The following is a 12,569-nucleotide window of genomic DNA, read 5'->3' as shown; positions in this document are numbered from 1 at the left end:
TGTTCCACCCTGCACCGACGCGCACGCGGCTTTCGCGTGTCCCCCTGTCGGTGGACACGCGCATTCCCCCCTCGCACCCTCCCCGCGCAGGACATACTTCCCGGCCCGCGCGCCGGATAGTGGATGCATCGCCGGAGCACACCGGCAGACCACCACCGACACCGTCCGGAGAATTGATCATGCGCGTCCGCTTCGCCACCCCAGTCGTCGCCTCCGTCCTCGCCGCAGGCGCCCTCGTCACCGGCGCCGGGGTCACCGCCACCGCCCTCGCCACCGGCGCCTCCGCAGCCCCCGTCTCCGGATCGCTCGGCTCACTGGCCGGCCCCACCGCCCCGGACGACGACGCGTCGATCACGGTGCACATCACCAACGAGACCTGCGACACCCTGTACTACCAGGGCGGCACCGTGCAGGACGGGACGTTCAGCGACGCGCCGTGGCAGGCGATCCGCGCACACTCCACGGAGGACATCACGGTGTTGAGCAACGGCAACCACGGCGTCGCGGTGAACCTCGACTACGACCTGTCCAACGGGGTGTCGCACCGGGGCGTCACGCTGCACGCCAACGACTACCAGGGGAACCTCAACACCGTGGGCACTCAGGCGCACGTGGGCGTCGGCACCGCGAACACGATCGACGCGGGCTACCCCAACGCGGAGTTCAGCTTCCACGTCAGCGACAACGGCTGAGGCACGCATGACGGATCCCCGCCGCCCCAGGGCGACGGGGATCCGTCTTGCTTGCCGGTCAGGCTCGGGCGGATATCGCCGCTATCACCGTCCGGTCCGCGGCCGCCACACGACCACCGCGTTGCCCGGCTCGAACGGCACCAGTTCGCGCCCGGCCGTGGCCGTGCGCGCCCGGAGCCGCGTCGTCTCCGCCATGAGCTCCTCGACGCGGGCTTCAAGCGCGGCCACCTCACCGGTCAGCTCGATGATGCGCTTGATGCCGGCCAGGTTGACGCCCTCGTCCTGCGAGAGGCGCTGCACCTCACGGAGCAGCTCCACGTCGTGATCGGAGTACCGGCGCCCGCCGCCGCTGGTGCGGGCGGGGGTCACCAGCCCCAGTCGGTCGTAGGTGCGCAGGGTCTGCGCGTGCATGCCCGCCATCTCGGCTGCCACCGAGATGCCGAACAGTGCCGCCTCCACCCTGCCGCGCCTGCGCCCGCCCGGGTCACGGCCCGTCATCACGCACCGGCCCAGTCCGCGCGCGGATCGAACCCGCTTTCCTTCTCGGCCTTGATGTAGGTCTCGAGTGCGTCTTTGGCGGCGCTGTCGAGCTGGTTCGGCACCGCGACGCGCACGGTGACGAGCAGGTCTCCCGCCCCGCCGGAGCGCTTGGGCACCCCGCGGCCGCGCACGCGCAGCGTGCGACCGTCCTTGGTGCCGGCGGGGACCTTCACGCCCACCTTGTTGTCCAGCGTGGGCACGTGCAGCGTGGTGCCCAGTGCGAGTTCGCCGAACGTCACCGGCGCGGTGACGGTGAGGTTGTCGCCGTCGCGGCCGAAGACGCGGTCAGGGCGCACGTGCACGGTCACGTAGAGGTCGCCCGAGGGCGCCCCCCGCATGCCCGCCTGCCCCTGGCCGGCCAGCCGGATCCGCTGCCCGTCCTTGACGCCCGACGGCACCCGCACGCTGATGGTGCGCTCACGCGTGGTGACGCCGGTTCCGCTGCAGTCGGTGCACGGGCTGTCCACGATCGAGCCTGTGCCGCGGCAGTCCACGCACGGCTCGCTGAACCCGAAGTGGCCCTGGTTGCGGCTGACCACACCCGAGCCGTTGCACCGCGCGCACACCTTGGGGCTGGTGCCCGGCCGTGCACCGCTGCCGTGGCAGGTGATGCACGGACTGGGGCTGGTGAGCCGGATCGGCAGCACCGACCCCCGCGCGGCCTCGCGGAAGTCGATCGTCATCTCGGTTTCGATGTCGTTGCCGCGGCTGGGGCGCGAGGGCCGGGTGCCGCGGTTGAACAGTCCGCCGAAAATGTCGCCGGCATCGCCGCCGCCCGTGGCCTGGCCGAACAGGTCGCCCAGGTCGAAGTCGGCCGTCGAGAAACCGCCGGGGCTGAACCCGCCGGTGCGTCCGCCGGTGCGGGATCCGCCGCCGGGACTGAAACCCCCGCCGGCACTGAAGATACGACGGGCCTCGTCGTACTCCTTGCGCTTCTCCGCGTCCGCGAGGACGGTGTAGGCCTCGCTGACCCGCTTGAAGCGCTCCTCCGCCGCCTCGTCGCCGGGGTTGGCGTCGGGGTGCAGTTCACGCGCCAGCTTGCGGTAGGCCTTCTTGATCTCGTCGGCCGTCGCGGTGGACGTGACGCCCAGGTCGGCATAGAAGTCTCGCTCCACCCACTCGCGCTGCGTCACCGGGCGCCACCTCCTTTCCTGTCGTGCTCACGTGACCGCAGGTCACTTCTCAGTGTGGTCACTGCGGTTACTGATTATCGTGCTTTCCGTTCACTGCGCGGGCGGTGCACCCGATGCAGTGTCCGCCGGCCCGGCGGTCGGGCCGCCGTCGCCGCCGGCCGCGTCGGCGGGAGCGTCGCCGACGATGACCATTGCCGTGCGCAGGACCCGGTCGCCCACGCGGTATCCGCGGCGCAGCACCGTGTCGAGCACCGGGTGGTCGTCGCCTCCCGTGTGCTGCACCGCCTCGTGCATTTCCGGATCGAACGCGTCGCCCACGGCGCCGAACCCCTCGAGGCCGAGCCCCTTGAGCGTGCCGACGAGCTTGTCGCCGAGCGACTTGAGCGGGCCGGAATCGAGGTCTCCGTGGTCACGGGCCCGGTCCAGGTCGTCGAGGAGGTCCAGGAGCTCGCCGATCACCGAGGCCTTCGCCTGGGCGACGGCCACCTGCCGCTCGCGCTGTTCGCGCTTGCGGTAGTTGGCGTACTCGGCGTGCAGACGCTGCAGGTCGTTGGTCAGCTCTGCCACCTGCAGCGCCGCTCCGTCGAGCTCGCCGTCCACCACCGCGGCCTCGAGATCGAGGTCCACGGCCTCTTCGCCGGCCCCCGCCCCCGGCTCGGCCTGCGCGGCCGAGTCGGGGGTGCGGGCCTGCCCGGTCTCAGGGTCGACCTTGCGGTTGTCGGTCACGACGACGGGCTCCTCGCGCTCGCCGGACGTGGCGCGCCCGCCGTCGCCCTGCGGCGCCTGTGTCACTTCTTCTCCTGATCGTTCCCGGCGTCGTCGACGACCTCCGCGTCGACGACGTCGTCCTGACCGTCGGCGGAGCCGCCCTCGGCGGACGCGCCGTCCTCAGCGGCCTGCGCGTCGTAGATGGCCTGGCCGAGCGCCTGCGAATCGGTGTTGAGCTGCTCGATCGCGGACTTGACGGCGGCGATGTCGGTGCCCGCCAGCGCGTCCTTGGCGCCCTGGATGGACCCCTCCACCTTCTCCTTGACGTCTGCCTGGACCTTGTCCTCGTTGTCCTTGATGAACTTCTCGGTCTGGTAGACCAGCGACTCCGCCTGGTTGCGGACGTCCGCCTCCTCGCGACGCTGCTTGTCCTCCTCCGCGTGCGCCTCGGCGTCCTTGACCATCCGGTCGATCTCCTCCTGGGACAGGCCGGAACCGTCCTGGATCTTGATCGTGTTCTCCTTGCCTGTGCCCTTGTCCTTGGCCGTGACGTGCACGATGCCGTTGGCGTCGATGTCGAAGGTGACCTCGATCTGCGGCACGCCGCGCGGCGCCGGCGGGATGCCGGTCAGCTCGAACGACCCGAGAAGCTTGTTGTGCGTGGCGATCTCGCGCTCGCCCTGGAACACCTGGATCTGCACCGACGGCTGGTTGTCGTCCGCCGTCGTGAAGGTCTCCGACCGCTTGGTGGGGATCGTGGTGTTGCGCTCGATGAGCTTGGTCATCACGCCGCCCTTGGTCTCGATGCCCAGCGACAGCGGGGTCACGTCGAGCAGCAGGACGTCCTTGACCTCGCCCTTGAGCACGCCGGCCTGCAGCGCGGCACCCACGGCGACGACCTCGTCCGGGTTGACGCCCTTGTTGGGGTCCTGGCCGCCGGTCATCTCCTTGACCAGCTCCGTCACCGCGGGCATGCGGGTGGAACCGCCCACCAGCACGACGTGGTCGATGTCGCCCACGGCGATGCCGGCGTCCTTGATGACGGCCTGGAACGGCTTGCGCGTGCGGTCGAGCAGGTCGGAGGTGATCCGCTGGAACTCGCTGCGGCTGAGCTGCTCGTCGAGGAACAGCGGGTTCTTGTCCGCGTCCACGGTGATGTAGGGCAGGTTGATGGAGGTGGTCTGCGAACTGGACAGCTCGATCTTGGCCTTCTCCGCCGCCTCACGCAGGCGCTGCAGGGCCATCTTGTCCTTGGTCAGGTCGATGCCGTTGGCCGACTTGAACTTGTCCACGAGCCAGTCGACGATGCGCTGGTCCCAGTCGTCGCCGCCGAGCTCGTTGTCGCCCGAGGTGGCGCGCACCTCGACCACGCCGTCGCCGATCTCCAGCAGCGAGACGTCGAAGGTGCCGCCGCCGAGGTCGAAGACCAGGATGGTCTGTTCCTTCTCGCCCTTGTCGAGACCGTAGGCGAGGGCCGCCGCGGTGGGCTCGTTGACGATGCGCAGGACGTTCAGGCCCGCGATCTGCCCGGCCTCCTTGGTGGCCTGGCGCTGGCTGTCCTCGAAGTAGGCGGGCACGGTGATGACCGCGTCCGTGATGTCTTCGCCCAGGTAGGCCTCCGCGTCACGCTTGAGCTTCATCAGCGTGCGGGCGCTGATCTCCTGGGAGGTGTACTTCTTGTCGTCGATGGCGACGTTCCAGTCGGTGCCGATGTGGCGCTTGACCGAACGCACGGTGCGATCGACGTTGGTGACGGCCTGGTTCTTCGCCGGCTGCCCGACGAGCACCTCACCGTTCTTGGCGAAGGCGACGACGGACGGCGTGGTCCGCGAGCCCTCGGCGTTGGCGACGACGACGGGCTCGCCGCCCTCCAGAACGGAGACGACCGAGTTGGTGGTCCCGAGGTCGATACCGACCGCACGAGCCATGATGTTCCTCCTGATGTTGACGGTGGTCGTGATCAAACCCAGCGCGTACCCGGCATGGATTGAGCACTTCACACTCAAGATTGCATCAGGCGCTACGTGACGTCAAGTTCGATTGAGCCTCACTCGCTCAGGTTTGTCATCCGGCATAACGGACGCTCCCGGAGGATCATTCCCGCCATGAGCCTATGCGACGCACATCACCGCGCGGCAGCCGGAATGCGCCGCATTCCCCGGGCGAGGGCGGCGGTGGGCGAAGGCTGCCCTACGAGGCGGAAGCCGCCGCGCCCACTCCCGCGCCGATCGCACACCCCTCGAGCGACGCGAGGCCGACCGTCGTCACGAGCGTGGCGGCGGAGCCGACGAGGCACCCCCAGGTGGCCCCGGCGGCGATGGGGTCCGCGCCCGGGTCGGTGGCGACGCCGTATTCGCCGAGGAGCGCGTCCAGGTTCGGGTCGCCGGTGCTGGGCATCAGGATCCACGTCGGCGGGGCTTCAGGGGCCGGCGGCCCGGCGGGCGCCGCGGCAGCGGTTCCTGCCGTACCAAACCCGATGCCGCCGGTCAGCACGGCGGCCGCGGCCGCCGAGGCGATCCAGCTATTGCGTGTCATGCGTTTTCTCCCGAGGTCGGTTTCAGTGCGTACTGCTTGGCCATCGCGGGTCGGCCGGAACGGATGCCCGCGCCCCCGGCAGGGGCTCGCCCCGGCCTCGGGTACGCGTATGGCCCGGCCCTGCGAACAGGGCCGGGCCATACGGGGACCCAGGTCGGCTGCGCGATCGACGCGCCGGCCGCGGGCATTATGTGCGGCTGCCTCAGCCCTCGGCCGGGGCCTCCGGGGCGAAGAGCTCCGGGATGGCACCCAAGCCGCCGAGGATGGTGCCGACCACGCCGCCGGCACCGGCACCGGCTGCGAGGCCGCCGAGCAGGCCACCGGATATGCATCCCGAACCCGTCGCCACGCCAGCGGTAGCCGCCGCGCCAGCTCCAGCGCCCAGCGCGCACCCGAGGCTCGCCCCCACCGCAGTGCCGGCGAACCCGCCGATCGCCGTGTTGATGCCGAGCTGCTTCAGGAACGCATCGATGTTGAGGTCCTGCGGCGCGGGCGCCGCCGGCGGGGCAGGCATCGCCGGCATCTCGATCGAGCCCGGCGCGGGGGCGGCGTTCGCGACGCCGGCCACGCCTACCCCGGTTCCTGCCACCAGGGCGGCAGCGGCCAGCGGCGCCACCAGGTAACGACTACGGTTCATGGTCTTCCTCCCAAACGATTCGGCAATACTGCGCGGCCGTTGCGGCCGCGATTCCACGGGCGCTCCGCGGAGCGGTCATCGCGCACCCGGCGGGCACGCCCCGTCACAACGGCGAGCGGTCAGAACGGCATCGTCGGCAATTCCACCCCCGGCGCCAGCGCGAGCCCCAGCCCGATGGAACCGCCGAGCAGGCCGATGATCGTCGCGGCGGCACCCCCGTACGGCTGGCCGAGGAGCATGTTCGCCACGCTCCCGGGGTACTGCGCCACACTCTGGCCCAGGTTGATGCCCTGGGCGATATCGCCCGGCGTCGCGGCCGACGCCACGCCCGCACCGGACACGGCGATCGTCACGGCGGCCACCGGAGCGGCGACGTATCGCATCATCTTCATATGCAACGACTCCTCATCGTCCGTGGCCGCACCCCGACTGCGACGACGGAACTGCTCACACCACCCCGCACGGACGCGATGCCAGCGAGAGTGACCCGTACAAGTACCGGATAAGTGTAACCCAATACACATAACACAATGAAATCCTCGCGGCGGATTGCACCGAACGCACGACAGCCAGGAGCGATACGGCAGTCAGCCGCGACTGCGCGCGGCCGCGCCAGTGCCCACGCGCACAGTCCCGGCCCCGGGGGATTTGCCTACCCTGACCCCGCCGGACGACGGACGGCCGGTGTAGGTTCCGAGCATGGGCGACCCCTGCCCTGCACAGGGGCGCATAAGGTTACCAGCTGGTAACAAGTCGGTGTCCGCAGCAGGTATCATCCTGCGCGAGGCCGGCGGGCGGCGACCGCGGGCAGGACGCCGGGTATCCGGGACTGCCGCGTCGAGCCCACCGCCCCACATGACCGCCCCGAAGAAGGGACCCGTATGAACGCCCTGACCATCACGCTGGGCACCGTCGCGTCGCTGATCAGCGTCGCGTGCTGGGTGATGTTCGCCTCCGGCGTGTGGCGCATGGTCAAGACCATCGCGCTCGGCCAGCCGGACCGCACCCGCAACACGCCGGTCGTTCCGCGTGTCAAGACGGTGATCGTCGAGTTCCTGGCGCACACCAAGATGCTCAAGAACCGCACCGTCGGCATCGCCCACTGGTTCGTGATGATCGGCTTCCTCGGCGGCGCCCTGCTGTGGTTCGAGGCCTACGGCGAGTCCTTCGACCCGCACTTCCACTGGCCCGTGTTCGGCTCCTGGAACATCTGGCAGCTGTGGAGCGAGGTCCTGGGCCTGGGCACCGTCATCGGTGTCCTCGTGCTCATGGTGATCCGCCAGATCAACCATCCCCGGGTGCCCTCGCGGCTGTCCCGGTTCACCGGCTCCGACTTCAAGGCCGCCTACTTCGTCGAGTGGGTCGTGCTCATCGAGGGCCTGGGCATGATCTTCGTCAAGACGTTCAAGATCGCCAGCGGCGGCGAGAACCCGCCCATCTGGACGTCGTTCTTCACCCACTACTTCGCGCAGCTGTTCACCGGCATCGACGAGACCGCCGTCAGCTGGGCGGCCGTGGTCAAGCTGCTCTCCGGCATGATCTGGCTGGCCGTCGTCGGGTACTTCGTCACCTGGGGCGTCGCCTGGCACCGGTTCGCCGCATTCTTCAACATCTACTTCAAGCGCGAGGACGACGGTAAGAACGCCCTGGGCGCGGTCAAGCCGATGATGTCCGGCGGCAAGGTGCTCGAACTCGAGGAGGCCGACCCCGAAGTCGACGCGTTCGGCGCCGGCAAGGTCGAGGACTTCTCGTGGAAGGGCTGGCTGGACTTCACCACGTGCACCGAGTGCGGACGTTGCCAGAGCCAGTGCCCCGCGTGGAACACCGGCAAGCCGCTGAGCCCCAAGCTCATGGTCATGTCGCTGCGCGACCACGGGTACGCCAAGGCGCCGTACTTGCTCGCCGGCGGCAGCAAGGACATGGGCGGCGACGAGATCGGCCTCGTCGACGCCGAGGGCAACGCCGACGAAGCTGCGCTGGCGAAGATCCCCGAGTCCGCCCGCGCCGAGGCCGAGCGTCCTCTCGTCGGCTCCTACGCGGAGGGAGAACCGCAGCCGGTATTCGACACGGAAGCACTGTGGGCTTGCACCAACTGCGGCGCGTGCGTCGAGCAGTGCCCGGTGGACATCGAGCACGTCGACCACATCGTGGACATGCGCCGCTACCAGGTGCTCATCGAGTCGGAGTTCCCGTCCGAGCTGGCCGGCCTGTTCAAGAACCTCGAGAACAAGGGCAACCCCTGGGGCCAGAACGCCAAGGACCGCATGGGCTGGATCTCCGAGCTGGAGTTCGACGTCCCCGTCTACGGCAAGGACGTCGACGCGTTCGACGACTTCGAGTACCTGTTCTGGGTGGGCTGCGCCGGCGCCTACGAGGACCGCGCCAAGAAGACCACCAAGGCGGTGGCCGAGCTGCTCAACATCGCCGCGGTGAAGTTCATGGTGCTCGGCGACGGCGAGACCTGCACCGGCGACCCGGCCCGCCGCGCCGGCAACGAGCTGATCTTCCAGCAGCTGGCCATGCAGAACGTCGACACGCTCAACGAGGTGTTCGACGGCCTGCCGCGCAAGAAGCGCAAGATCGTCTCCACCTGCGCGCACTGCTTCAACACGCTCACCAACGAGTACCCGGAGCTGGGCGGCGAGTACGAGGTGGTGCACCACACGCAGCTGCTCAACCGCCTGGTGCGCGACAAGCGCCTGACCCCCGTGGCCGATCCGTCCCCGGAGAACACCACCTATCACGACCCGTGCTTCCTGGGCCGCCACAACAAGGTCTACGACGCGCCGCGTGAGCTCATCGGCTCCAGCGCCAAGCTCAGCGAGATGCCCCGGCACGCCGAGCGTTCCCTGTGCTGCGGCGCGGGCGGTGCGCGCATGTGGATGGAAGAGAACATCGGCAAGCGCATCAACATCGAGCGTGTCGAGGAGGCGCTGACCACCCAGCCGAAGAAGGTCGTCACCGCCTGCCCGTTCTGCAAGGTGATGATGGCCGACGGCGTCACCGCGCAGGAGGACAAGGCGCAGGGCGTCGAGGTGGTCGACGTGGCGCAGGTGCTGCTCGACGGGGTGCGCCGCGGCGGCGCCACCGTCAACGTCACCTCCCCCGTGCGCAAGAATCCGGCCGCGGCGGCCGGCGCCGGTACCGCCACGGCTCTCAAGGAGTCCCCCGCCGAGGCCCCGGAGAAGACGGAGAGCGCTCCGTCGACCGGCGGCAGCGGGTCCTCGGGCAACGGCGCGTCCGGCGGCGCGCCGAAGCCTGCGGTCAAGGGGCTCGGGATGGCCGGCGCAGGCAAAGCGCCCGGGGCCAAGAAGCCCGGCGGCGGGGCACCCGCGCCGGGCGGAGCCCCCAAGCCTGCGGCGAAGGGGCTCGGGCTGGCCGGGGCGGCGAAGGCGCCCGGCGCGAAGAAACCCGGTGCGCCGAAGCCCGCCGAGCAGCCGGCACCGGAGTCCAAGACCGCCGAGGCGCCCGCAGCGCCCAAGCCCGCGGCGAAGGGGCTCGGCATGGCCGGGGCGGCGAAGGCCCCCGGCGCCAAGAAGCCCGGCGCCAAGAAGCCCGGCGCGAAGAAACCCGGCGCGCCCAAGGCCACCGCACCCAAGCCCGCTGCACCCAAGGCGGAGGACACCTCCGCCGAAGCATCGCAGGCACCGGAAGCCACTGCCGCTGACGCTCCCGCCGCGCCCAAGCCCGCGGTAAAGGGCCTCGGCATGGCCGGCGGCGCCAAGGCCCCCGGCGCCAAGAAGCCCGGCGCGCCCAAGGCCACCGCGCCCAAGGCACCCGAAGCCAAGGATTCCGAGCCGGAAGCGACTGAGGCCGAGGATCCCAGCACCGCCGCGTCTCAGCCCGAATCGGTGCAGGAATCCGCCGAGGCTCCCGACAAGCCTGCGGGCCTGAGCGTCAAGCCCAAGGGCCTCGGGCTGGCCGGGGGCGCGATGGCCCCGGGCGCGAAGAAGCCGGGCGCGCCGAAGCCCGCCGCCGCGCCCGCGGCGCCGCAGGCGGACGAGGCTCCCCCAGCCGAGGCGGCTTCCGAGGCGCCGGCCGACGACGCACCTGCCGAGAAGAAGCAGGACACGCCGGCACCGGACACGAAGGCGTCGGACGACGACAAGCCGACTCTGAGCGTCAAGCCGAAGGGCCTGGGCATGCAGGGCGGTGCTAAGCCCCCGGGCAAGCGCTGACCCGCAAGCACGACACGATCCCCGTCGCCGGACCGCACAGGTCCGCGGCGGGGATCCGTCGTTTCGGCAGCCTCAGCCCCGCAGGTCCTCCGCCGTCACCAGCCCGGCACGAAAGGCGACGAGCACCGCCTGCACCCGGTCCCTGCTCCCGGTCTTGGCGAGGATCCGGCCCACGTGCGTCTTCACGGTGGCCTCAGAGACGAACAACCCTTCCGCCAGCTCGCCGTTGTTGAGTCCCAATGCCATGTGGCGCAGGAACTCGGCCTCCCGCGCGGTCAGATCCTCCACCAGCGCCGGCTCCGGTGCGGAGCCCGTGCCGAGCCCCTGTCGTACGTGGTCGAGGAGTCTGCGAGTAGAGCGCGCGGACAGCGTCGCATCACCGCCCGCAACAGTGCGGATCGACGCCAGCAGTTGCTCCGGCTCGGTGTCCTTGAGTAGGAACCCCGACGCCCCGGCCGCGATCGCGTCGAGCACGTACCGGTCGATGTCGAAGGTGGTCAGGACGATGACGCGGGGCGCCGGATCCGCTGCGATCGCCCGCCGCGTGGCCTCGATACCGTCCAGCCCCGGCATCTGCACGTCCATGATCACGATGTCTACGGGATCCGCGGACAACCGGCCCAGCGCCTCCTGCCCGTCGCCCGCCTGCCACGACACCGCCATGTCCGGCTGGGAGTCGATGACCATCGCAAAGCCCGCGCGCACCAGCTGCTGGTCGTCGACCACCGCCACCCTGATCGTCATCGGGACTCCGACCTCCACGTCGTGGCGCGGGCGCGGCCCGCCTCTTCCTCAACTTCATCCGCACCGACGGCTCGGGCCGATCCGGGTCGAGCGGCATGCTCCTCCGGGACCGGTATCACCGCCGCCACCCGGAACCCGTTGGCCGTCCCGCACGCGTCGAGCGTGCCGCCGTGGATCGCAGCACGTTCCCGCATCCCCAGGATGCCGCGCCCGCCGCGCGGGATCGGCGACGACGTACGCGACGCCCATCCCGCCGGTGCCGTGTCCTCGACGATTACTGTAAGAAGCCCGCCCTCACCCGACACGGACACCCGGGTCCGGTTGCCGGGTGCCCCGTGCAGCCGCGCATTCGTGAGTGCCTCCTGCACGATCCGATACACCGCCAGTCCCAGTGAGGGCGGCAGCTGCCCGAGATCCCCGGACTCAGTGAACTCCACGTCGGCCCTGTGAACGCGTTCGGCGTCGACGAGCGCCGGAATGTCCCGCACCCCCAGCGGCGCGCGGCCGTCGTCCGACTCGTCACCGCGCAGCACGCCGAGCAGACCTCGCATGTCGGACAGTGCGTCGCGGGACGTCGCGGCGACGACCTCCAACGCTCGCCGGCCCGCCTCTGGATCGGCGACGACCGCATAGCGTCCCCCGTCCGCCTGGGCGATGACCGCCGACAACGAATGCGCGACGATGTCGTGCATCTCGCGGGCGATCCGGTTGCGTTCCGCCGCCGCCGCGCGTTCCTCCGACACGTCCTTCTCCGCCTGCAACGCCAGGTTGCGTTCAGCGAGGATCCGGACTTCCCGCAACCTGCTGCGGCGTACCCGCCCCATCGAGCAGACGCCGCTGAGGAGGACCGAGACGACCACGACGTTCATCGTGATGAGCCGGATTCGATCCTCGTCGGCCTGTACGGATGTCACCGTGAACGTCAGGCCACCGGCCAACGCGACGCCAAGTGCGACAAGCGCCAAGAGGGGGCGCCCGTACGCGGAGACCGCATACAGTCCCGCGAGCGTCGCCAGCAGCATCCCTTGCACAGCGCCGCTGTACTCGTTGGTCGCCGACCCGTCCGCCTCCGCCAGGTACAACCCCAGCACGGCGATGCCGCAGACGCCGATGACGGCGGCCGTCGCATCAGGCCGGAGACGGCGCAGAGCCAACGAGCCCACCGCGCACGACGCCAACACCAACGCGACGGCGCCCCCGGTGCTCGACTGTTGCGCCGCAGCGAGGAAAAGCGTGGCGATCAGCAGCACCGCGGCAAGCACTACGTCGACCGCAAGCACGCGGCGGCGACCGGTCGCGGTGTCGGGGTCCAGGGGCATCGCTGTCATCGCTTCCTCAGGATAATGCGGATTCCCCAGGTCGATGCGTTGCCGTCATCGCACTCCGGACCCCGCATCCCGCC

General features: G+C 70.2%; 11 protein-coding genes. 2 read left to right on the top strand and 9 right to left on the bottom strand.

The window, feature by feature from the left end:
* Positions 1-179: 179 nt before the first annotated feature.
* The gene (locus JJ683_RS04180; protein WP_200171502.1) at positions 180-692 is read left to right on the top strand and encodes a hypothetical protein; all 513 of its coding nucleotides are present in this window, start codon (positions 180-182) and stop codon (positions 690-692) included.
* A gap of 84 nt (positions 693-776) precedes the next feature.
* On the opposite strand, the gene JJ683_RS04175 is transcribed toward JJ683_RS04180, so the two are convergent.
* The 7 genes from JJ683_RS04175 to JJ683_RS04145 form a co-directional block, all read right to left on the bottom strand.
* The gene (locus tag JJ683_RS04175; protein WP_200171500.1) at positions 777-1,190 is read right to left on the bottom strand and encodes a heat shock protein transcriptional repressor HspR; all 414 of its coding nucleotides are present in this window, start codon (positions 1,188-1,190) and stop codon (positions 777-779) included.
* Positions 1,190-2,365: a molecular chaperone DnaJ gene (dnaJ, locus tag JJ683_RS04170; protein ID WP_200171497.1), complete on the bottom strand. Its 1,176-nt coding sequence runs from the start codon at positions 2,363-2,365 to the stop codon at positions 1,190-1,192. The genes JJ683_RS04175 and dnaJ overlap by 1 nt, the downstream gene beginning before the upstream one ends.
* Positions 2,366-2,455: 90 nt before the next feature.
* Positions 2,456-3,157 (bottom strand): nucleotide exchange factor GrpE, encoded by a 702-nt coding sequence (grpE, locus tag JJ683_RS04165; RefSeq protein ID WP_200171495.1) that lies wholly within the window; start codon positions 3,155-3,157, stop codon positions 2,456-2,458.
* Positions 3,154-5,001 carry a molecular chaperone DnaK gene (dnaK, locus tag JJ683_RS04160; protein ID WP_200171586.1) on the bottom strand — a complete coding sequence of 616 codons (1,848 nt, stop codon included), beginning with the start codon at positions 4,999-5,001 and terminating at the stop codon, positions 3,154-3,156. Before dnaK ends, grpE begins: the two co-directional genes overlap by 4 nt.
* A gap of 262 nt (positions 5,002-5,263) precedes the next feature.
* Positions 5,264-5,608: a hypothetical protein gene (locus JJ683_RS04155; RefSeq protein WP_200171493.1), complete on the bottom strand. Its 345-nt coding sequence runs from the start codon at positions 5,606-5,608 to the stop codon at positions 5,264-5,266.
* A 202-nt stretch (positions 5,609-5,810) separates the two neighbouring features.
* On the bottom strand, positions 5,811-6,245 hold the full coding sequence (locus JJ683_RS04150) for a hypothetical protein (RefSeq protein WP_200171491.1): 435 nt from the start codon (positions 6,243-6,245) through the stop codon (positions 5,811-5,813).
* Between the two features lie 119 nt (positions 6,246-6,364).
* On the bottom strand, positions 6,365-6,637 hold the full coding sequence (locus tag JJ683_RS04145; protein WP_200171489.1) for a hypothetical protein: 273 nt from the start codon (positions 6,635-6,637) through the stop codon (positions 6,365-6,367).
* Between the two features lie 489 nt (positions 6,638-7,126).
* On the opposite strand from JJ683_RS04145, the gene JJ683_RS04140 reads away from it, so the two are divergent.
* Positions 7,127-10,423: a (Fe-S)-binding protein gene (locus JJ683_RS04140; protein WP_200171487.1), complete on the top strand. Its 3,297-nt coding sequence runs from the start codon at positions 7,127-7,129 to the stop codon at positions 10,421-10,423.
* A gap of 72 nt (positions 10,424-10,495) precedes the next feature.
* Here the strand turns inward: JJ683_RS04140 and JJ683_RS04135 are convergent, their stop codons facing one another.
* Together JJ683_RS04135 and JJ683_RS04130 are read right to left on the bottom strand one after the other, a co-directional pair.
* The gene (locus JJ683_RS04135; protein WP_200171485.1) at positions 10,496-11,167 is read right to left on the bottom strand and encodes a response regulator transcription factor; all 672 of its coding nucleotides are present in this window, start codon (positions 11,165-11,167) and stop codon (positions 10,496-10,498) included.
* Positions 11,164-12,495, bottom strand: a complete 1,332-nt coding sequence (locus JJ683_RS04130) for a sensor histidine kinase (protein ID WP_200171482.1) — start codon at positions 12,493-12,495, stop codon at positions 11,164-11,166. The genes JJ683_RS04135 and JJ683_RS04130 overlap by 4 nt, the downstream gene beginning before the upstream one ends.
* Between the last annotated feature and the right edge of the window lie 74 nt (positions 12,496-12,569).

This window comes from Tomitella cavernea, assembly GCF_016599145.1.
Classification (GTDB): Bacteria; Actinomycetota; Actinomycetes; order Mycobacteriales; family Mycobacteriaceae; genus Tomitella; species Tomitella cavernae.
This window is presented reverse-complemented; position numbering and strand designations above follow the sequence as displayed.

Coding starts and splice junctions, on each gene's coding strand:
- JJ683_RS04180 (WP_200171502.1), top strand. CDS start 180: ATGCGCGTCCGCTTCGCCACCCCAGTCGTCGCCTCCGTCCTCGCCGCA.
- JJ683_RS04175 (WP_200171500.1), bottom strand. CDS start 1,190: ATGACGGGCCGTGACCCGGGCGGGCGCAGGCGCGGCAGGGTGGAGGCG.
- dnaK (WP_200171586.1), bottom strand. CDS start 5,001: ATGGCTCGTGCGGTCGGTATCGACCTCGGGACCACCAACTCGGTCGTC.
- JJ683_RS04155 (WP_200171493.1), bottom strand. CDS start 5,608: ATGACACGCAATAGCTGGATCGCCTCGGCGGCCGCGGCCGCCGTGCTG.
- JJ683_RS04150 (WP_200171491.1), bottom strand. CDS start 6,245: ATGAACCGTAGTCGTTACCTGGTGGCGCCGCTGGCCGCTGCCGCCCTG.
- JJ683_RS04145 (WP_200171489.1), bottom strand. CDS start 6,637: ATGAAGATGATGCGATACGTCGCCGCTCCGGTGGCCGCCGTGACGATC.
- JJ683_RS04140 (WP_200171487.1), top strand. CDS start 7,127: ATGAACGCCCTGACCATCACGCTGGGCACCGTCGCGTCGCTGATCAGC.
- JJ683_RS04135 (WP_200171485.1), bottom strand. CDS start 11,167: ATGACGATCAGGGTGGCGGTGGTCGACGACCAGCAGCTGGTGCGCGCG.
- JJ683_RS04130 (WP_200171482.1), bottom strand. CDS start 12,495: ATGACAGCGATGCCCCTGGACCCCGACACCGCGACCGGTCGCCGCCGC.